Origin of the sequence: Janibacter zhangyanbonis (assembly GCF_050507325.1) — a bacterium.
GTDB lineage: Bacteria > Actinomycetota > Actinomycetes > Actinomycetales > Dermatophilaceae > Janibacter.
The window spans coordinates 699,949-718,515 of sequence record NZ_CP191481.1; the positions used below are offsets into that span (position 1 = coordinate 699,949).

General features: G+C 72.6%; 22 protein-coding genes and 1 pseudogene. 13 read left to right on the top strand and 10 right to left on the bottom strand.

Annotated features, from left to right (window positions below; all coding sequences use genetic code 11):
• Window position 1 precedes the first annotated feature (1 nt).
• On the top strand, window positions 2-1,162 hold the full coding sequence (gene hutI / locus ACQBJO_RS03520; protein ID WP_421007154.1) for an imidazolonepropionase: 1,161 nt from the start codon (window positions 2-4) through the stop codon (window positions 1,160-1,162).
• A gap of 7 nt (window positions 1,163-1,169) precedes the next feature.
• Here the strand turns inward: hutI and ACQBJO_RS03525 are convergent, their stop codons facing one another.
• The 3 genes from ACQBJO_RS03525 to ACQBJO_RS03535 are packed head-to-tail and all read right to left on the bottom strand — an operon-like array spanning window position 1,170 to window position 5,087.
• Window positions 1,170-1,784: a DUF664 domain-containing protein gene (locus tag ACQBJO_RS03525; protein ID WP_421007153.1), complete on the bottom strand. Its 615-nt coding sequence runs from the start codon at window positions 1,782-1,784 to the stop codon at window positions 1,170-1,172.
• A complete protein-coding gene (locus ACQBJO_RS03530) occupies window positions 1,781-3,052 on the bottom strand; it encodes a DNA recombination protein RmuC (protein WP_421007152.1) in 1,272 nt (423 codons plus the stop codon). The genes ACQBJO_RS03525 and ACQBJO_RS03530 overlap by 4 nt, the downstream gene beginning before the upstream one ends.
• A gap of 37 nt (window positions 3,053-3,089) precedes the next feature.
• Window positions 3,090-5,087 (bottom strand): DUF222 domain-containing protein, encoded by a 1,998-nt coding sequence (locus tag ACQBJO_RS03535; protein ID WP_430407166.1) that lies wholly within the window; start codon window positions 5,085-5,087, stop codon window positions 3,090-3,092.
• A 93-nt stretch (window positions 5,088-5,180) separates the two neighbouring features.
• On the opposite strand from ACQBJO_RS03535, the pseudogene ACQBJO_RS03540 reads away from it, so the two are divergent.
• From ACQBJO_RS03540 to ychF, 5 genes and pseudogenes are all read left to right on the top strand, one after another.
• Window positions 5,181-5,396: pseudogene (locus ACQBJO_RS03540) on the top strand (DinB family protein); the annotation flags it as partial.
• Window positions 5,396-5,695 carry a DUF664 domain-containing protein gene (locus ACQBJO_RS03545; RefSeq protein ID WP_430407146.1) on the top strand — a complete coding sequence of 100 codons (300 nt, stop codon included), beginning with the start codon at window positions 5,396-5,398 and terminating at the stop codon, window positions 5,693-5,695. The pseudogene ACQBJO_RS03540 and the gene ACQBJO_RS03545, both read left to right, overlap by 1 nt.
• A 25-nt stretch (window positions 5,696-5,720) precedes the next feature.
• Window positions 5,721-6,275, top strand: a complete 555-nt coding sequence (locus tag ACQBJO_RS03550; protein ID WP_421007150.1) for an NUDIX domain-containing protein — start codon at window positions 5,721-5,723, stop codon at window positions 6,273-6,275.
• Window positions 6,272-6,571 carry a hypothetical protein gene (locus tag ACQBJO_RS03555; RefSeq protein ID WP_421007149.1) on the top strand — a complete coding sequence of 100 codons (300 nt, stop codon included), beginning with the start codon at window positions 6,272-6,274 and terminating at the stop codon, window positions 6,569-6,571. Before ACQBJO_RS03550 ends, ACQBJO_RS03555 begins: the two co-directional genes overlap by 4 nt.
• A gap of 12 nt (window positions 6,572-6,583) precedes the next feature.
• On the top strand, window positions 6,584-7,669 hold the full coding sequence (gene ychF / locus ACQBJO_RS03560; RefSeq protein ID WP_421007148.1) for a redox-regulated ATPase YchF: 1,086 nt from the start codon (window positions 6,584-6,586) through the stop codon (window positions 7,667-7,669).
• A gap of 35 nt (window positions 7,670-7,704) precedes the next feature.
• Here ychF and ACQBJO_RS03565 read toward each other — a convergent pair whose 3' ends face one another.
• Window positions 7,705-8,307: a histone deacetylase gene (locus ACQBJO_RS03565; RefSeq protein WP_421007147.1), complete on the bottom strand. Its 603-nt coding sequence runs from the start codon at window positions 8,305-8,307 to the stop codon at window positions 7,705-7,707.
• Between the two features lie 87 nt (window positions 8,308-8,394).
• Between ACQBJO_RS03565 and ACQBJO_RS03570 the strand changes: the two genes are divergently transcribed.
• From ACQBJO_RS03570 to ACQBJO_RS03590, 5 genes are all read left to right on the top strand, one after another.
• On the top strand, window positions 8,395-9,234 hold the full coding sequence (locus ACQBJO_RS03570; protein WP_421007146.1) for a hypothetical protein: 840 nt from the start codon (window positions 8,395-8,397) through the stop codon (window positions 9,232-9,234).
• Window positions 9,231-9,935: a hypothetical protein gene (locus ACQBJO_RS03575; RefSeq protein WP_421007145.1), complete on the top strand. Its 705-nt coding sequence runs from the start codon at window positions 9,231-9,233 to the stop codon at window positions 9,933-9,935. Before ACQBJO_RS03570 ends, ACQBJO_RS03575 begins: the two co-directional genes overlap by 4 nt.
• Window positions 9,932-10,600, top strand: a complete 669-nt coding sequence (locus ACQBJO_RS03580) for a hypothetical protein (protein ID WP_421007144.1) — start codon at window positions 9,932-9,934, stop codon at window positions 10,598-10,600. Before ACQBJO_RS03575 ends, ACQBJO_RS03580 begins: the two co-directional genes overlap by 4 nt.
• Window positions 10,601-10,763: 163 nt before the next feature.
• A complete protein-coding gene (locus ACQBJO_RS03585; RefSeq protein ID WP_421007143.1) occupies window positions 10,764-11,795 on the top strand; it encodes a tellurite resistance/C4-dicarboxylate transporter family protein in 1,032 nt (343 codons plus the stop codon).
• Window positions 11,792-12,148 (top strand): DUF488 domain-containing protein, encoded by a 357-nt coding sequence (locus ACQBJO_RS03590; RefSeq protein WP_255185415.1) that lies wholly within the window; start codon window positions 11,792-11,794, stop codon window positions 12,146-12,148. The genes ACQBJO_RS03585 and ACQBJO_RS03590 overlap by 4 nt, the downstream gene beginning before the upstream one ends.
• Window positions 12,149-12,162: 14 nt before the next feature.
• Here ACQBJO_RS03590 and ACQBJO_RS03595 read toward each other — a convergent pair whose 3' ends face one another.
• Window positions 12,163-12,600, bottom strand: coding sequence for a VOC family protein (locus ACQBJO_RS03595; RefSeq protein WP_421007142.1), 438 nt, complete (start codon window positions 12,598-12,600; stop codon window positions 12,163-12,165).
• Window positions 12,601-12,631: 31 nt separating this feature from the next.
• Entirely contained in the window at window positions 12,632-13,090 is a 459-nt protein-coding gene (gene arr / locus ACQBJO_RS03600) for an NAD(+)--rifampin ADP-ribosyltransferase (RefSeq protein ID WP_421007141.1), read from the bottom strand.
• Window positions 13,091-13,124: 34 nt separating this feature from the next.
• Here arr and ACQBJO_RS03605 point away from each other — a divergent pair, with 34 nt between their 5' ends.
• On the top strand, window positions 13,125-14,225 hold the full coding sequence (locus tag ACQBJO_RS03605) for a PQQ-dependent sugar dehydrogenase (RefSeq protein WP_421007140.1): 1,101 nt from the start codon (window positions 13,125-13,127) through the stop codon (window positions 14,223-14,225).
• Here ACQBJO_RS03605 and ACQBJO_RS03610 read toward each other — a convergent pair.
• Genes ACQBJO_RS03610 through ACQBJO_RS03620 form a run of 3 tightly spaced genes read right to left on the bottom strand, consistent with a single transcriptional unit; the run spans window position 14,212 to window position 15,604 of the window.
• Complete coding sequence (locus tag ACQBJO_RS03610; RefSeq protein ID WP_421007139.1) at window positions 14,212-14,445, bottom strand: hypothetical protein; 234 nt, start codon at window positions 14,443-14,445, stop codon at window positions 14,212-14,214. The two genes, ACQBJO_RS03605 and ACQBJO_RS03610, sit on opposite strands and share 14 nt — an antisense overlap.
• Window positions 14,442-14,825: a hypothetical protein gene (locus ACQBJO_RS03615; protein ID WP_421007138.1), complete on the bottom strand. Its 384-nt coding sequence runs from the start codon at window positions 14,823-14,825 to the stop codon at window positions 14,442-14,444. The genes ACQBJO_RS03610 and ACQBJO_RS03615 overlap by 4 nt, the downstream gene beginning before the upstream one ends.
• Window positions 14,822-15,604, bottom strand: coding sequence for an alpha/beta fold hydrolase (locus tag ACQBJO_RS03620; RefSeq protein ID WP_421007137.1), 783 nt, complete (start codon window positions 15,602-15,604; stop codon window positions 14,822-14,824). The genes ACQBJO_RS03615 and ACQBJO_RS03620 overlap by 4 nt, the downstream gene beginning before the upstream one ends.
• 53 nt (window positions 15,605-15,657) lie before the next feature.
• Between ACQBJO_RS03620 and ACQBJO_RS03625 the strand changes: the two genes are divergently transcribed.
• A complete protein-coding gene (locus ACQBJO_RS03625) occupies window positions 15,658-17,424 on the top strand; it encodes a GNAT family N-acetyltransferase (protein WP_421007136.1) in 1,767 nt (588 codons plus the stop codon).
• A 12-nt stretch (window positions 17,425-17,436) separates the two neighbouring features.
• Here the strand turns inward: ACQBJO_RS03625 and ACQBJO_RS03630 are convergent, their stop codons facing one another.
• Window positions 17,437-18,561, bottom strand: a complete 1,125-nt coding sequence (locus ACQBJO_RS03630; protein WP_255185422.1) for a PLP-dependent cysteine synthase family protein — start codon at window positions 18,559-18,561, stop codon at window positions 17,437-17,439.
• Window positions 18,562-18,567: the final 6 nt, after the last annotated feature.

The window sequence follows — 18,567 nt, forward strand, 5'->3', positions numbered from 1 at the left end:
CATGTCGACCCTCGTGACCAACATCGGTGAGCTCGTCACCTGCGACGGCACGGGCGAAGGGGGCGTCGGCGCCCGCATCGACCACGCTCTCGTCGTCGACGCCGGAGGCATCGCTTGGGTGGGGCCGGCCGCGTCCGCGCCCGCCGCGGACGAGGTCGTCGACCTCGAAGGGCGTTGTGTCACACCGGGTTTCGTCGACAGCCATGCGCACCTCGTCTTCGCGGGCGACCGGTCCGCGGAGTTCGCCGCGCGGATGGCCGGGCAGGCCTACGACGGCGGTGGCATCGGGGTGTCGGTAGCCGCGACCCGGGAGGCGAGCGATGACTGGCTGCGCACTGCCCTCGCCGCACGCGTCGCCGAGATGCGCGCCCAGGGCACGACGACCGTCGAGGTGAAGTCGGGCTACGGGCTCACCGTCGCCGATGAGGAGCGGGCGCTGCGCCTGGCGGCCGAGGTCACCGACGAGGTGACCTATCTCGGGGCGCACGTCGTGCCCGCCGAGGCCCGGGAGGACCGTGCCGGCTACGTCTCGCTCGTCACGGGGGAGATGCTCGCGGCGTGCGCGCCGCATGCCCGGTGGGTCGACGTCTTCTGCGAGCCGCACTCGCCGCACGCCTTCACCGGGGAGGAGTCCCGCGAGGTGCTCGTCGCCGGGCGTGACGCCGGTCTGGGGCTGCGGGTCCACGGCAACCAGCTCGGCCACGGGCCCGGGGTGCAGCTCGCGTGCGAGCTCGGTGCCGCGAGCGTCGACCACTGCACCTATCTGTCGGACGCCGACGTCGACGCTCTCGTGCAGTCGGCCGGGACGACGACGGCGACGCTGCTGCCCGGCGTGGAGTTCTCGACCCGCTCGCCGTGGCCGGACGCGCGGGCGCTCCTCGACGCGGGGGTCTCCATCGCGCTCGCGAGCGACTGCAACCCCGGCACCTGCTACTCGAGCTCGATGCCCTTCGTCATCGCGCTCGCCGTGCGAGAGATGGGTTTGACGCCGAGCGAAGCCGTCGTCGCCGCGACCCGTGGTGGTGCTCGCGCGCTGCACCGCGAGGACATCGGTCGGGTCGAGGTCGGCGCACGAGCCGACCTCGCGGTGCTGGAGGCGCCCAACCACCTGCACCTGAGCTACCGGGCCGGTGTGCCGATCGCGCGGGCGTTGGAGGTCTGAGGGCCTCTCAGAGCCAGGCCGGGCGCCAGTCCGGCGACGGGTCCTCGCCGGTGCGTCCGTCGAGGGCTTCGCGAAGCATGTCGGCCTGGCCGGTGTGCCGGCCGTACTCCTCGAGCAGGTCGAGCATCACGCGGCGCAGGTTGGCCCAGCCGGTCTCGTCGCTGCCCGTCGTGACCTGCTGGTCGATGCCGTCCGCGGCGATCGCATCGGCGACGCGCTGCCGGGCCCGGGCGACCGTCGTGTCGTAGCGGGCGTAGAGCTCGGCGGGCGAGTCCGTCGGGTGGAAGTGGGCCTCCCACGCCTCCTGGCTGCGCATCGTGGCCCAGCGCTCGTCGAGGGCCGAGTCGTCGAGCCGGAGCGTGGAGTAGAGGTCCTCCACGAAGGCGAGGTGGTTGAGCAGGCCACCCAGGGTCAGCTCGGACGCGCCGATGCGCTGGCTGAGGCCGGCGGCGTCGAGTCCATCGGCTTTCCATCGGAAGGTCGCGCGCTGCCGGTCGAGCGCGGCCACGATCTGCTCCGCGTCGGTGCCGGTGAGCGGTGGTTCCCACGCGGGGGTGCCGGTGCCGGGTGCGCCCCCGTCAGGCGTACCGGGTGCGTCAGGCGTACCGGGTGCGTCGGTCATGAGGCCTCCTCGCGGGATGTCGTGCGACCACCCTCCTCCTGCGCGCGGGAGCGTGCCACCTGTTCGCGGAGGTCTGCCGCCTGCTCGCGCGGGTGCGGCAGACCGAGGTCGAGGTCGAGCTCGGGCCGATGGTCGGCGACGACGTCGAGGAGCTCGGGGGCGGTGAGCGGCCGCGGTGTCGTCGTCACGGCGGGGACCTCATCGATCTCCTCGCTGCTCAGGCCGATCTCACCCATGCGACGGGCACTGACGAGTACCCGCGACTCGAGCGAGCCGACGAGCCGGTTGTAGTCCTCGACGCTGCGCTGGAGCGAGCGGCCCATGCGCGTCGCGTGCTCGCCGAGGGTGCCGACCCGCGCGTAGAGCTCGCGACCGACGGTGAGCAGCTCCTGGGCGTCGCGGGTCACGGCATCCTGCTGCCAGGCATAGGCGACCGTGCGCAGCAGCGCGAGCAGGGTGCCGGGGGAGGCCAGCACGACCCGCTCGGCCATCGCCTCCTCGTGCAGGCCCGGCGCGCGCGACAGGGCGGCCGCGAGGGTCGCGTCAGAGGGGACGAAGCACACGACCATCTCCGGCGACGGCTCGAAGGCGGTCCAGTAGGCCTTGCTCGACAGGGTCGTCACGTGCGCGCGAAGGGAGGCGGCGTGCGCCTCGAGCAGGCGGTCGTGCTCCGACGGGTCGATCTCCTCGGCCTGCGCCTGCAGCCAGTGGCTCATCGGTGCCTTGGCGTCGACGACGAGGTGCTTGCCTCCCGGCAGGTGGACGACGACGTCGGGGCGCACCTCGCGCTCGGCAGCGGTCGCCCCACGCGCCTGCTCGTCGAAGTCGCAGCGCGCGATCATGCCCGACACCTCGAGGACCCGGCGCAGCTGGACCTCGCCCCAGGCGCCACGCACGGACGACACCCGCAGCGACGAGGCGAGGGAGGAGGCCTCGCGACCCACCCGGGTGGTGGTGTCCTCCACGCGGCCGAGGGCTTCGCTGACCGAGGCGAACTGCGAGACCCGGTCCCGCTCGAGCTGCTCGACCTTGGCCGAGACGCGGCGCAGCGTCTCGCCGAGGGGCGCCAGCGCGGCCGCGGTGCGGTCGTCCTCGTCGGCAGCATGGGCCTGCTCGTCGAGGCGCTCACGCAGTCCCTCGAGCTGCTCGCGCAGCCCGTCGCGCTCGGCGCGCAGGCCGGCGACCTTGGCCCGCACGGCCAGCCAGGCGAGCAGCCCGCCGACGACGAGGCCCACCAGCAGTCCCGTGATCAGGGTCGTGATGTCCATGGGGCCAGCCAACCAGCGACCTCCGACAACCCGCGGATCAGAAGGGCGGCGGGCTGTCGGCGGCCTCCTCTGCCTCGTTGGTCCCCACCAGCAGGGACGAGACGGAGTCCGGTCCGTTGGTCCCCGTGGGCGGGGACAAAAGGGAGTCCGCGTCGCTGGGCGGGGACGAAGGGGAGTCCGCCTCGCTGGTCCGCGTGGGCGGGGACGAGGCGTTGTCCAGATCGCTCGTCCCCACCGGCGGGGACGAACTCTCCTCCCCTTCGTCCACGGCGTGGACCGGGAAGGTGAGGGCGACGACGCCGCCGGGGGTGATCCACTCGGTCGACCCGTCTTCTCGGAGCCGGTGGCTCCAGCGTGCGGAGTGCTTGACGCGGTGGTGGTGCCGGCACAGGTCCGACAGGTTGGCCGGGCTCGTGCCGCCGTGCGGCCACGGCGTCGCGTGGTCGACGTCGGCCGCCCACCCCAGCCGCCGTGACTGCACCGGGCGCTCGCAGCCCCACATCCGGCAGACGCCATCACGCGTCGCGACGAATTCGCGCTGCGCCTTGGGGATCGCGTAGGCCGACGTCGACGTCTCGAGCAGCGTGCCGGTCCGGGCATCGATCAGTGCCCGGCCCACCCGGGTGTCGAGACGCCGGACGATCGCGGCGACGACGTCCGGCGGCACGTAGCCGACGCCCGGGATCGTCGTCCCGGAGACCCATCGCCCACCGCCCGTGCGGCACGTGCACGGATGGACGCCCCCGCCCGTGCTGTCCTCGCCGTGGTGGCACGCGTCGGTGGTGCACGTGCAGCCGCACCCGACGCGCACCTGCGTCGTCACGTCGTCGCTCATCCACTCCTCGGCGAGGACGTCGACCTGGTCGGCGCCCTCGCCGCTGACGATGCGCACACGCTCGTGATCGACCCGGTCATAGGTGATGCCCTCCTCGAGGAGGCCGGCCACAGGGTCCTCCTCGCCACTGCAGATGGGGCACGACGGGTCGTCCACCGGCGCGAAGGTCAGCCGCGAGACCGCCGACGCGATGACGGGCACGCCGAGCCGCACCTCGGCAGTCACCTCGCTGCCGCACAGGACGAGGTCCGCCAGGCCCATCGCACGGGCCGTGCCGATCGGCATCTCCGGGTCGTCGGCCCGCCATCGCTGCCCGGCGGCGTCGACGGCCGCCTTGATCGCCGCGCCGATCTCGCTCGGCAGCACGGCCGTCAGCCACGTCGTGCCGACGGGGCCGGCCTCGGTGCGTACGTCGAGCCTGCTGGCGCGGTTGGCATCGGCCCGCGCCTGCATGAGCTCGGGCTCGAGGCGCGTGATGAGGCGCCGGCAGGTCTTGGCGACCTCGTGCGGCTCCATGTCGATGATCCGGATCGATCCGGGCGCCCCGCGTCGAGCGCCGAGCAGGTGCTCGACGATCGCCTGCGTCGTCTCGGGGGTCGTGTCGCGCGTGTGCTTGTGCACCTGCTCCAGGGCGCGGCGTCCGAGGCGCCCCTCGGCGACGAGCTCGGCCAGGGCCGCCAGGTCGGTCGCGGCGCGGGAGGCGACGGCGCACCGTCGGCCCGCCTCGGTCGGACCGGTGCCGATGGCGACGGCCACCGCGTCAGGAGCCATCTCGGCGACCTCACCCGCGGGCAACCGCACCTCGCGGTACTGCCCATCCGGTCCGCGCTCCTCGCCCCGGCGTCCGACCTCGGCGACGAGGACGAGCTCGAGGCCGTCCACGGCCCGGCGCACCGCCTCGGTCGCGACGAGTGCCCGCTCCAGCTGCCCGTCGTCGAGCCGTGCGGCATCGCGCACCGCCCGGTCACGGGCCGCGCCCACCGACGCCAGCACCCCGTCGAGCCACTGGTCTGCGACCCGCGATGCGTGCCCGGGCCCGTCTTCGAGTGGCCCCGAACGCACCTCATCGGACCCGTCGTCAGGCCCGTCACCCGGACCCGTCCGAGACCGCACCTCCCCGACCGCCTCGGCCCCCACCGTGTCCACCTGCATGACCGTCACGTCATCCCCCTTCGTCATCGTCGACGACCCATGACCCATGCTCTCGCCGAGCACCGACAGCCCACCCGGCCTGTTGACGCCGGCCCGCCGACGCAGCAGCGTGGGTCCATGAGCGAGACCCAGCGGGCGCAGATGATCGACGACGACCCGCGGACGCCGGTCGACCCGGTCGGCGACGAGCGGCACCTGCTCGGCGAGTACCTGCGGTGGCAGCGCGAGACGCTCGCGGCGAAGTGCGCCGACCTCTCGCCCGAGCAGCTGGCCACGCGCCCGGTCGAGCCGTCGACGATCTCGCTGCTCGGTCTCGTGCGGCACATGGCGCGGGTCGAGCGGGGCTGGTTTCGCCAGTGCGTCGAAGGGGAGGACGTCGCCACCCTCTACCGCGGCCCGGGCAACATGGACGCGAGTGGGACGACGCGGCGGGCACGCAGGAGTGCGTCGACGACGCCTTCGCCACGCGGCGGGCGGAGTGCCTGGCCTCGGACGAGATCATCGCGCGGCACGCGCTGGACGACACCTTCGAGGACCACGGTGGGTGGACATGGAGCGTGCGCGGACTCGTGCTCCACATGATCGAGGAGTACGCCCGCCACATCGGGCACGCCGACCTGCTGCGCGAGCGGATCGACGGCCGGCTCGGGGAGTAGCGGCGCGCTCTGTAGCCTCGTGGCCATGACGAGTGACGAGCCCACCGAGGAAGAGGTCAAGGCGGCGACGACCCGGCCGGACCTCGCGACGGAGGCCGGTCGGCTCGCCTTCATCAAGGTCCTCAACGCCCGCCTGCCCAAGAAGCGCCTCATCGCTCAGGGCCTGCTGCGCGACGAGGACGGACGCATTGCCCTCTGCGAGCTCGTCTACAAGCGCGACTGGGACCTGCCCGGCGGCATCGTCGACCCGGGGGAGTCACCGGCCCACTGCGTGGTCCGCGAGGTGCGCGAGGAGCTCGGCCTCGACGTCACCGTCCGCGGGATGCTCGCGGTCAACTGGCTGCCGCCCTACCGCGGGTGGGACGACGCGCTGCTGTGCCTCTTCGACCTCGGGACCGTGCCCAGCACCTTCCTCGACGACGCGACCCTGCAGGCCCGCGAGATCAAGGCCGTGCACTGGGTCGACCCTGCGACGGTTGCCGAGCGGGTCGCGCCCTATACCGCTGCGATGATCGCCGAGGCGGTCGCGACCGACACGACGCTCTACCTCGAGAACTCCACGGAACGTGCCGACCCGTGAGCGACCCCCTCGACGACCTGAAGCTGCCCCGCCGCCAGCCGACGCCCCGCCCGCCCCTGTGGCAGATGTGGGGCCGCGAGACGGCCAAGGACTTCATCCTGCTGCTCGCGGCGCTGCCGATCGTGTGCGCTCTGGTCTACGTGCCGGTCATCGCGACGTCCGGCGGGTCGTGGCCGCGACTGCTCGGTCTGCTCGTGCTCTTCGTCGCGATCTGGTGGGCCCTGCGGGCCGTGCTGCGGCGCTGGGTCGCCGCCGGCCGACGGGACGAGGCGGGGGAGCCCCCTTCGCCCGGCTAGACTCCTGTCCCCGTGGCACTCTCCATCGGAATCGTCGGTCTCCCCAACGTCGGCAAGTCGACGATGTTCAACGCTCTGACGAAGAACAACGTCCTCGCCGCGAACTACCCCTTCGCGACCATCGAGCCCAATGTCGGCGTCGTCCCGCTGCCGGACGCGCGGCTGGGCCGGCTCGCCGAGATCTTCGGCAGCGAGAAGATCCTGCCCGCGACCGTCTCCTTCGTCGACATCGCCGGCATCGTCCGTGGTGCGAGCGAAGGGGAGGGGCTGGGCAACAAGTTCCTCGCCAACATCCGTGAGTCCGACGCGATCTGCCAGGTGGTGCGCGCCTTCGTCGACGACGACGTGACGCACGTCGACGGCAAGATCGACCCCGCCTCCGACATGGAGACGATCAACACCGAGCTCGTGCTCGCCGACCTGCAGACCCTCGAGACCGCGATCCCGCGGATCGAGAAGGAGGTCAAGGGCAAGAAGACCGACAAGGACGTCCTCGACACGGCGCTCGCCGCCCGCGGGGTCCTCGAGGCCGGCGACACCCTCTTCGCGAAGGGGGCCGCGGCCGGAGTCGACATGACCATCGCCTCCCAGCTCGGGCTGCTCACGACCAAGCCCTTCCTCTACGTCTTCAACGTCGACGAGGACCAGCTGACCGACACCGACCTGCAGGCCCAGTGGCAGGCGCTCGTCGAGCCGGCCGAGGCGATCTTCCTCAACGCCAAGCTCGAGTCCGAGGTCGCCGAGCTCGACGACGAGGACGCCCGCGAGCTGCTCGAGGGTGTCGGCATCGACGAGCCGGGCCTGGACCAGCTGGCGCGCAAGGGCTTCAACACCCTCGGTCTGCAGACCTACCTCACCGCCGGCCCCAAGGAGTCGCGCGCGTGGACGATCCACAAGGGCGACACCGCGCCCAAGGCCGCCGGCGTCATCCACACCGACTTCGAGCGCGGCTTCATCAAGGCTGAGGTCGTCTCCTTCGAGGACCTCGACAGGCTCGGCTCGATGGCCGAGGCGAAGGCCGCGGGCAAGGTCCGCATGGAGGGCAAGGACTACGTCATGGCTGATGGTGACGTGGTGGAGTTCCGCTTCAACGTGTGACGCCGGGCCTTCGCGCAGAGCGGCCGCGGCATGGTCTACACGATCGGCTGATCGCGCAGCGCACGCGCCGCGAAGTACCCCTCGATCCGCTCCTCGTCCCACTCGTGCGCCTCGCGCAGTCCCTCGGCGAGCATCGCGAGGTAGGCCGGTCGGGGAGCGGTGTGCGGGACCGCGTGCATGCCGTGGGGCGCGGTGAAGGTGAGCATCGGCAGCCCTTCGTGCTCGCCGACCCGCACGAGCGTCTCGTAGTGGCCGGGCCCAGCCTGGTGACGCTCGCCGGGCAGTCCGGTGAGCAGCACCTCCTCGAGCGGGTCGTCCGGATCAGCCGGCCGGTGCATCTCCTGGTTGGCGACGTCGACGAACTGCCCGATCGTCAGCAGGTAGGCCCGCCCCGCGGTCTCGCCGGGGGAGTCGTGGTCGTAGAAGGCGACCCCGCCACCCCAGGTCTGCGACTCGCCGGCGAAGTACAGGCTCCCCGGCAGGGTCACCGCGTGATCGTCCGTCGGCATGGTCCGGTCGCGCGCCCCGGCATAGGTCCTCATCGATCCGGGCGGCGTGCCGCCGGCGAGATAGCAGCCGAGACGGCGGCGGGACATGTTGGAGCCGTAGCTGACGTACCAGAGGTGCGAAGGGAGCATCCCTCCCATTGTCGTCCGCGTCCGTCGGACGGGCACAGGGGCCCCGTTCGGTCCGTCCGCCACGCGGTCTGCGGCACAATCGAGCCCGTGCCGCACCTGCTGGACATCGGATCCCGGAAGTTCTGGACGCTCACCGGTAGATCCGTCGACCTCGGCGGCGCCGAGAGCTGGCTCGACGGCCCCGTGAGCGGCTCACCTCGGGTGGCCTCCGACTGGCTGGCAGCCGAGGCCGAGCGCCACGGCGGCTCGGTGGCCGAGGCGGACCCGAGTGCCGGTCTGCTGCTGTCGATGTCACTCCTCGACGGCCCCGGCTTCGACGCGACCCGGCTGCACCCGGCGGTGCGCGACTTCTACGAGCACACCGCCTCGTGGCAGATGGAGGTCTGGTCGTCCTGGTCCCCGCTCTTCTGGCCGGGCGGGGAGCTGGTCGCCCGGCTGTGGGGGAGGCGGGTCGAGCAGCTGGCCCTGCCGATGCGCCCGCTCGACGTCGCCCACGGCATGGACAGCGTCGTGACCCCGATCCTCGACGGGCAGGGCGAGCAGGTGGCCGCCGCGTGGACCCGCGCCCTGCGCGCCACCGGCCGCACCGTCTTCAGCGGTGCCTACTCGACCCGGACCCTCCCCGGGGCCGACCGTCCGAGCGTCCACGTGACCTTCCCCCTCGAGTCGGGCAACCTCCAGGTCTTCCTGCGCCCCACGGTCCTCGACGACGGTGGCTTCCTCCTCGAGTCCCTCGGTGGCCGCTTCGGCGACGACGGTGCCTACGTCGTCGTCCGGGGGCAACGCAGCCACGCGGCGAAGGTGCCGCTGCGGGAGACCTTCCACATGTACCTGGACCCGAAGGGGACGCTGCGCACCGATCACGTGCTGCGCATGTGGGACCGTCCCGCCCTTCGCCTGCACTACAAGCTGGAGCCCGCCGCATGATCCACAGCTTCCACCTCGCGCAGGTGCCCGTCCGGGCCGGCGCGGCGGCACTCGTCCGGCCGCCCACCCCGGCGACCGTGCCCGGTCTCGACCACCTCGAGAGCCTCTCCCTCATGCGGCTCGGGGCGCCCGTCGTCTCGCCCGAGCGGCTCCAGCTGACCCGGCTGGCGGCCTTCGCCCAGTGGCGCGACGAGGAGGCCCTCGTCCGCTTCCTCGAGCGCGACCCGCTGGGGCAGCAGCTGGATGCCGGCTGGCACGTGCGGCTGGAGTTCGTGCGGCGCTGGTCGACGATCGCGGCCTTCGACGGGCTGCCGGCCCGCACCGGCACGATGCGTCAGGACGAGCCCGTCGTCGCCGTCACCCTCGCCCGGATGAAGATCCCCGAGCTCCCGCGCTTCCTGCACCACGGGCGGCCGGTCGAGCGCCTGGTCCGCGACCACCCGGGGGTGACGCTCGCTGGGGCGGCACTGCGCCCACCGCGGACGGTCTCGACCTTCTCCATCTGGCGCAGCGTGCGCGAGATGGTCGAGATGGTCCACGGCCGCTCCGAGGTGCCCGAGCCGGATCGGCACTCCGCGGCGATGCGCGAGCGGGAGCGGCGCGACTTCCACCACGAGTTCGCGACCTACCGCTTCCGGCCGCTGTCCGAGCACGGCTCGTGGCTGGGCCGGTCGGACCTCGTGCCGTGGGCTCAGCCATGACGCATCCGCCGGCAGTGGCGCTGCGCTACGACCCCGGCCGCGCCGGCCGGCAGGTCGTCGGCTTCGGCGTCGCCGCTCTGCTCATGGTCGCTCTGGGCGCCCTCGGCGCGTGGATGATCATCGCCTCCTTCCAGCAGCTGGATCTCGGCGGCCGGATCATCGGCTGCGGCTTCGGGGCCTTCTTCATCCTGCTCGCCCTCGCGACCCTCGTGAGCGCGGCCGAGGTCTTCATGACGATCCGGCGGGACTCCCGGCAGGAGGAGCCGCTGCTCGTCGTCGACGAGACCGGCGTCGACGGCACCACCGTCGTCGACGGCATGGTGAGCGCAGACCAGCCGCACATCGACTGGGGCGAGATCTCGAGGATCGATCTCACCGCCCGGGGGCCGGGTGCGCGGCGCACCTCTGCCGTGGCAGAGCTCGACCCCGAGTTCCGTCTGCGGCAGTCGGTCAAGACCGGCCTCGACCGCACGGCGGGCACGAGCCTGGGGATGCGCGACGGTCACCGAGCCGTCGCGCTGGTGCTCGTCGACGGCAGACGCGGCCACCGCGACCTCACGCTCCCGCTGTCACCCGGGTCCTTCGCCGCCGCTGCGCCGCAGATCGTGGCGATCGCCGAGGCCCACGGCGTCGAGGTGTGGTTGCGGGGCGACGACTTCGGGTGAGGGCATGGGCGGGCGCTCCGCCCTCTCCACCCGCTGACCCTGGACCCGGTGGCACCATGGCGACATGGACGCCGCACCGCCACCCACCGGGCACGACCTTGCCGGGTGCCGCTGCCTGCTCCATGACGTCCAGCTCCATCCCCACGACGTCGTCGGCTGACCCGTGCAGAGGATCCGATCCGCGGTCGCGGACCTGCCACCGGGAGCCTTCGCCTTCGTCATGGCGACGGGCATCGTGTCGATCGGGCTCGACCAGCAGGGGCTGCACCTCCCTTCGCTCGTCCTGCTCGTCATCGCCGGCGGCGCGTGGATCGTGCTGCTGGTCGCGCTCGCTGCGCGACTGGTCGCCTACCGCGGCCGGGTGATCACTGACCTGCGCGACCCACGCAAGGCCTTCGGCTTCTACACGATCATCGCCGGCACAGGGGTCGTCGCGGTGCGCCTGCTCGACCTCGACCACACCGTGAGCGCCGTGCTGCTGGCGGTCGCGGCCCCGGTCGGGCTGCTGCTCAGCTATGCCGTCCCGTGGGCCGCCGTGCTCTCCCGCAGAGAGCGGCCGGCGCTCGCCGAGGCCAACGGCACGTGGTTCATCTGGGTCGTCGCCAGCCAGTCGGTCGCGACGACCGCGGCCGGACTCGAGCCGCTCGTCGGCCGCGGGCAGTCCGAGCTCGCCGTCCTCGCCGTCTGCGCGTGGTCGGTCGGGATCGTCCTGTACGCCGCGTGCGCGGTCCTCGTCGCCCTGCGCCTGACGCTCTACCCCCTCGACGTGCACGAGCTCAGCCCGCCCTACTGGGTCTCGATGGGTGCCGTGGCGATCTCGATCGTCGCCGGGGCCAAGATCGTCGAGATGGACTCGACGCCGATCGTCGACGCGACGGGCGGGCTCATCGCCGGCCTCGTCGTGCTCTGCTGGGCATGGGCGACCTGGCTGATCCCCGTGCTCTTCGCCGTCGGCGTATGGCGCCACGTCATCCACCGCATCCCGCTGCGCTACGAGTCGACGTGGTGGAGCATCGTCTTTCCCCTCGGCATGTACGCGGTCGCGGGCATGTACCTCGGTCGCGCCGACGAGCTGCCGCTCGTCGAGCAGATCGGTGCCAGCTGGCTGTGGGTCGCCGTCGTCGCGTGGCTCTACACGGCAGGCACGATGGCTCTGAGCTGGGTACGCCCACGCGGGAGTACGGTCGGGGCGTGAGCACCACAGCGCAGGTCCACGTCCGCTCGGTCCGGGACGAGGCGGCGCCTGGAGACGGCTACCGGGTCCTCGTCGACCGGCTGTGGCCGCGCGGGGTGAGCAAGGAGGCCGCCGCCCTCGACGAGTGGCTCAAGGAGGTCGGGCCCTCCACCGAGCTGCGCAGGTGGTTCGGCCACGACCCGGAGCGTTTCGAGGAGTTCGCGCAGCGCTACGAGCGTGAGCTCGACGGCTCGCAGGCCTGGCAGCAGCTGCAGGACATCGTCGCCGACCACGGCCGGGTCACCCTGCTCTTCGGAGCTGCCGACCACGAGCACAACCAGGCGATCGTCCTGCAGGACCTGCTGACGCGCTGACTCGCGTCAGCTGCTCAGCGCAGCTCCTCCGCCAGCCCCAGCAGGAGCCCCTCGGGTCCGCGGACGTAGCAGAGCCGGTAGGCGTCCTCGTAGCGCACCACCTCGGTGCTCACCATCTCGACTCCCTTGTCCCGCAAGCGATCCAGGGTCTCGTCGAGGTCATCGACGGCAAACATCACCCGCAGGTAGCCGAGGGCGTTGACCGGCGCCGTGCGGTGGTCGGCGACGACCGCCGGCTCGACGAAGCGCGACAGCTCGAGCCGTCCGTGACCGTCCGGGGTGCGCATCATCGCGATCTCGACGCGCTGGTCGCCCAGACCGGTGACGCGACCGGCCCACTCGCCGGAGACCTCCCCTTCGCCCTCGAGCTCGAGACCGAGCTCCCGGAAGAAGTCCACGGTCGCGGCGAGGTCCTCCACGACGATGCCGACGTTGTCCATCCGCAGTCCCATGACCCCAGCGTAGGGAGGCCGGGCGGGCGCGTCAGTTGACGATCTCGCCCTGCCGCAGCGTCCCGAGTCGCTCACGCCAGGCCCGGAGTGCCTCCGGGGTCAGGCGGGTCCAGTCGTCGACCTCGGCGACGACACGAAGGGGGTCCCGGCTGCGGTACGAGCGGGTCGGGTTGCCGGGGAACTTCTTGTCCGTGACGTTGGGGTCGTCCTCGAAGTCCCCGGTGGGCACCACCTCGTACACGTGCGGGCCCAGCCCACCCGCTCCCGAGCCCTGCGCGGCGAGCTCGACGGCGACCTCTGCGGCGAGGCCGGCGCCGTCGCGCAGCGCCGTGAAGTACACGTGGTTCATCAGGACGTCGGAGCGGTAGTTGGAGGGAAAGCCGGCGGTGAGCAGGTCGCCGGCCTCGAGCCGCGCGATCGTCCCGTGGAAGAAGGGGCCCTGCTCCGCCAGCGCCGACTTCGTCGGGCCCGGCCGCGTCGTCTCGTCCATGGCCACAGGCTGGGCCCGCCGGTAGCGTCAGGTCATGGACCGCCGGACAGCTCCCCGCGTCGCCACGCTCGCCGCGGCGGTGGCCCTGCTCGTCGGGTGCTCGGGGGAGGCGACGGACCGCGGCTCCTCCGGGTCCGGCACGACGACGTCGGGTGCACTCCCTTCGTCATCGTCCGGCAGCGCGCCGACCGACGTCGTCACCGACCTCGAGGCGCCCTGGTCCATCGCGATCGACGACGAGGTGGCGCTCGTCAGCGAGCGTGACTCCGGCCTCGTCCTCGAGATCACCGACGACGGCGGCACCAGGGAGGTCGGCACCGTCGAGGGCGTCTCCGCGGGAGGCGAAGGGGGCCTGCTCGGCCTGGCCCTCCACGAGGACCACCTCTACACCTACCTGACGACCGACGAGGACAACCGCGTCGTGCGCCACGAGCTGACCGGCGAGCCCGGCGCGCTCGGCCTCGGCGATGCCGAGACGATCCTCGCGGGCATCCCGTCGGCGAGCTTTCACAACGGCGGTCGGATCGCCTTCGGCCCCGACGACATGCTCTACGTGACGACCGGTGACGCCGGCGAGACCGACCGTGCCCAGGACCGCGAGAGCCTCGGCGGCAAGATCCTGCGGCTGACGCCCGAGGGCGAGGTGCCCGAGGACAATCCCTTCGACGACTCGCTCGTCTGGACCCTCGGTCACCGCAACCCGCAGGGCATCGCCTGGGACGACGACGGGACGATGTATGCCAGCGAGTTCGGCCAAGACACGTGGGACGAGCTCAACGTCATCGAGGCCGGCGACAACTACGGCTGGCCGACCGTCGAGGGCACCGCCGACGACGACCGGTTCACCGACCCCGTGCAGCAGTGGTCGACCGACGAGGCGAGCCCGAGCGGCATCGCCGTCGCCGAGGGCAGCATCTGGATCGCCAACCTGCGCGGCGAGCGACTGCGCGAGGTGCCGCTCGACGACCTGACGACGTCCACCGAGCACCTCGTCGGCGAGCACGGGCGGCTGCGCGACGTGGCCGTCGCGACCGACGGCTCGCTGTGGGTGCTCACCAACAACACCGACGGCCGCGGCGATCCCGGCGATGGCGACGACCGCATCCTGCGCGTGGGCGTCGTCAGGAAGGCCTGACGCCGCCGTAGCGGTGGTCTGCCGCGGCGAGGAGCTCGTAGAGGCGCCGCCGCCCACCGACGTACCCGGCTTCGAGGACGTACCCACCGGGCCCGAGGAGCCCGTAACGGGGCGGGCGCCGACCCGCGGCCACCATGGCGCGGTCCCTGGCCTCGATCGCCGCCGGAGTCAGCACGTAGGTCACCGAGCGGGGGGCGAAGTTGTCGTAGGGGCCGGTCACCCTCTCGAAGCCGACGCGCTCGATGCCGGTCCACGGCACGTGTGAGCGGATGACGCCACCCGACTCCGTGGCCAGCCCCCGTGGGTGACGACGAGGGCCTCACGGCGGTGGAGCCGCACCGCGATGACCACCGGCAGGAGGGCGCAGGCCACGACGGCGATGGTGCTGGCCCAGGTCACCGGATGCGCGAGCACCACGCCCATCCGGTCGCGGCGCAGCCCGTCGGCGACGGCGAGGACGAGCCAGGCGAGCAGCCCCGCTCCGACGAGCAGACTCAGCACGAGGAGGCCGATCGCGTAGCCGCGCGAGCGCGCGACGCGCACCTGCCCGCCCGCGTCGAGCACGGCGATCGCCTGGTGCAGGGGTGGCGGGCCGCTCATCGCCCGGTCCGCTCGACGTCGGCCATGAGCACCGCGGGCCAGCGGTCGACCTCGGCCCGGGTGCTCGCCACCTGCAGGGTGGCGCGGGGGAGCAGGTCGAGCAGCGCCCCGGCCGTCGACAGCGGGTGCGCCGGGTCGTCCGTCCAGGCGAGGATCGTCGTCGGCAGGTCGATCGAGCGCAGCGACTTGCGGTCGGGCAGGTCGCTGCGGGCGGCTCCGCGGAAGACCCACGGCAGCAGGTCGGTCCGCACGTCGGGCACGGTGTCGGGTGCCCCGGCGGTCGCCGGCGGCGCCGGCGCCGCTGCCTGGGCCCGCAGCAACAGCTCGAGACCATGGGCCTCGACAGCCTCGGCGGAGCGCTCGTAGTCGTGCGCCTTGGCCGCGCGGGTCTCCCAGGCCGTCGGCGGCACCATGAGGGTCAGCCCGCTGAAGCGCCCGGGGTCGAGCAGCGCCGCGTGCAGCAAGGTCGCGCAGCCCATCGACGGCCCGACCCCGTGCACGCGCTCGCCCGGGAACCACACGTCGAGCAGGGCGAGCAGGTCCTGGGCGAGCCGGGGCCACCGGTAGTCGTCGGCCACCGGCCGGCCCGTCGACCGACCGTGCCCGCGGGCGTCGTAGCGCAGCAGCCGGGTACCGCTCAGGCCGCGACCGAGGTCGAGGTCGAGGACCCGGTCGCGCTCCAGGCTGGAGGTCAGGCCGTGGAGCTGGACGACGGGGTGGCCCCCTTCGTCGCTGTACTCCAGCCTCAGCCGCGCACCGGGGACGTCGAAGCTGGTCACGGGTACCTCCTCGCCCGGCGCGCGGGCGGCACCGTGCGGCTACGGTAACCGCCATGAGGCTGTCCAACGTCGCCCACCTGCGGCTGCCCTTCGGGAGGCTCCTGGGCTACGACGTCACCGCCCACCGCACAGGACGCGCCCTGCCGCTCTCCTTCGACCAGCGTCGCCACGTCGGTGGTGGCGACCGGCCCGGCTCGTGGATGGCGATCTGCTTCACCCTGCCCGCCCCCGTTGCGCGCCAACGGCTCTCGGCCGCCTGGCTCGCCGTCATCGCGCGACACGGCACGTTGCGGTCGGGCTTCGCACCCGGTCCCGACGGGGTGCCCGTGCTCGAGGAGCTCGAGGTCACGCCGGGGCAGTGGGTCGAGCACCCCGTCGCCTCGGGGCAGGCGGTCAACGACTGCGTCCGGGACGTGCTCGACGCGACGTGCACCCCCTTCGCCACGCCCTCGCACCGACTCCTCGTCCTCGAGACCGCGCAACGTCCCACGGTGGTCATCGGCGCCGACCACGCCCACGTCGACATGTGGTCGATGCTCGTCGTCATCCGCGACCTCCTCGCGGCGCTCGACCTCACCGACGGCGAGAGCATCCCCGAGCTGACGCTCGTTCCTCCCTTCGCCGACCACACCGCGGCCCTGGCCGACCGTGACCCCGCGCCCGACGACGTCCGCCGGCGGTGGGCCGAGGTGCTCGCCGCCAGCGGTGACGTCATGCCCCGCTTCCCGCTGCCGCTCGGGGAGCCGGTGCCGCACGCCGAGCGCGTCGAGCTGCGGGACGTGCTCGACGTCGACGACGCGGCCGCGCTCGCCGCACAGGCCCGCGGTGACGGTGTCTCGATCCTGACCACCGTCGTCGCCGCGATGACCGCCGTCACCCGCGACCTCGCCGACTCACCGCTGCGCGCCGTCTTCCCCGTCCACTCGCGATACGACGCGAGGTGGCACGACTCGGTCGGGTGGTTCATCACCAACTCGGTCCTCGAGTCGTCCGACCCTGACCCGCAGGCCTGCGCCGCCGCCGTCAGAGAAGCGGTGCACCTCGGCTCGTGGCCGCTCGACGACGTCATGCGTCCGTGGGGCGGCATGCCGGAGGCACCCGGCATGTTCGCCGTCTCCTGGCTCGACCTGCGGCGGCTGCCGGTACGGGTCGACGCGGCGGGTCTGGACGCCCAGTACGTCGGGGCGACGATCCGCTCCGACGGGGTGATGCTGTGGTTCATCCTCGACGAGGCCGGCCTTCACCTGCGCTGCCGATACCCCGACACCGACGAGGCCCGACGGCACGTCGGCGGCTGGCTCGACGCCCTCGCGCTCGATCTGAGGGCTCGGGCAGCCGAGTCCGTCGGCGGGGTCCTCGAGCTCGGGGAGCGTCGCTACCGCGTCCGCCGAGCGGTGCGCACCGATGTCGCGTCGATCGTCGCCCTGCTCGCCGACGACGAGCTCGGCGCCACCCGCGAGGGCACCGACCTCGCCCACTACGAGCGGGTCTTCGACGCGATCAGCCGTGACCGCGCGCAGTACCTCGCCGTCGTGCGCGACGAGCAGGACCGCGTCGTCGCGACGATGCAGTTGTCGATCGTGCCGGGACTCTCGCGCAACGGCGCGACCAGACTGCAGGTCGAGGGGGTGCGCGTCGCCGGGAGCGAGCGGTCCATGGGACTCGGTGCCGCGATGCTCGAGTGGGCCCACGAGCACGGGCGCGCGCACGGCGCGGTCCTGACCCAGCTGACGACCGATCGGGTGCGCACCCGGGCGCATGCCTTCTACGACCGACTGGGCTACGAGGCGAGCCACCTCGGTTTCAAGCGTCCGTTGTGAGCGACCCCGCCGTCAGGGCAGGCGACCGGTGCGCATGAGCTGCTCGAGTCGCCCTTCGTAGGGCTCGATGTCGATGCCCTCGTCGGCCAGCCACTGCGGGGAGTAGTACTTGTCGAGATAGCGCTCGCCCGGGTCGCAGATGAGCGAGACGACGCTCCCGGTCTCGCCGGCCCGGACCATCTCCGAGACGATCCGCAGCGCGGCCCACAGACTCGTGCCGGTCGAGGCGCCGGCGCGCGTGCCGATGAGCTGCTCGAGCAGCCGCACCGCGGCGACCGCGGCGGCGTCGGGCACCCGCATCATCCGGTCGATGCTCGCGGCGATGAAGCTCGTCTCGACCCGCTGGCGCCCGATGCCCTCGATGCGCGAGCCGACCGAGGTCGTCACCGACGGGTCGTCGTCGCGCCACCCGGGGAAGAAGGCGGAGTTCTCCGGGTCGGCGACGCAGATGCCCGTGTCGCGGCCCGTGTAGCGCACGTAGCGGGCGAGGGTCGCCGACGTGCCGCCGGTGCCCGCTGTCGCGACGATCCACGTCGGCTCGGGGTGCTCCTCCATCGACATCTGCTGGAAGATCGACTCGGCGATGTTGTTGTTGCCGCGCCAGTCGGTGGCCTGCTCGGCGTAGGTGAACTGGTCCATGTAGTGACCGCCGGTCTCCTGCGCGAGGGACTGGGCGACGGCGTAGACCTCGTGGGCGTTGTCGACGAAGTGGCACCGGCCGCCGTGGAACTCGATGAGGTCGACCTTCTGCCGGCTCGTCGACCGGGCCATGACGGCGAGGAAGGGCACGCCGATGAGCGAGGCGAAGTAGGCCTCCGACACGGCCGTCGAGCCGCTCGACGCCTCGATGACCGGCCGGTCCGGCCGGATCCAGCCGTTGCACAGCGCGTGGAGGAAGAGCGACCTGGCCAGCCGGTGCTTGAGCGAGCCGGTGGGGTGCACCGACTCGTCCTTGAGGTAGAGGTGCACGCCCCACTCCGCCGGCAGCGGCACCCGCACGAGGTGCGTGTCGGCCGACCGCGTGGCGTCGCTGCGGACGGTCCGGATCGCGGCGGCCAGCCAGCGCCGGTAGTCGGGGTCGTAGCGGTTGACGTCTTCCTCGACGTCGACGAAGGGGTCAGCGTGGTCGAGCGGCATGCCGCC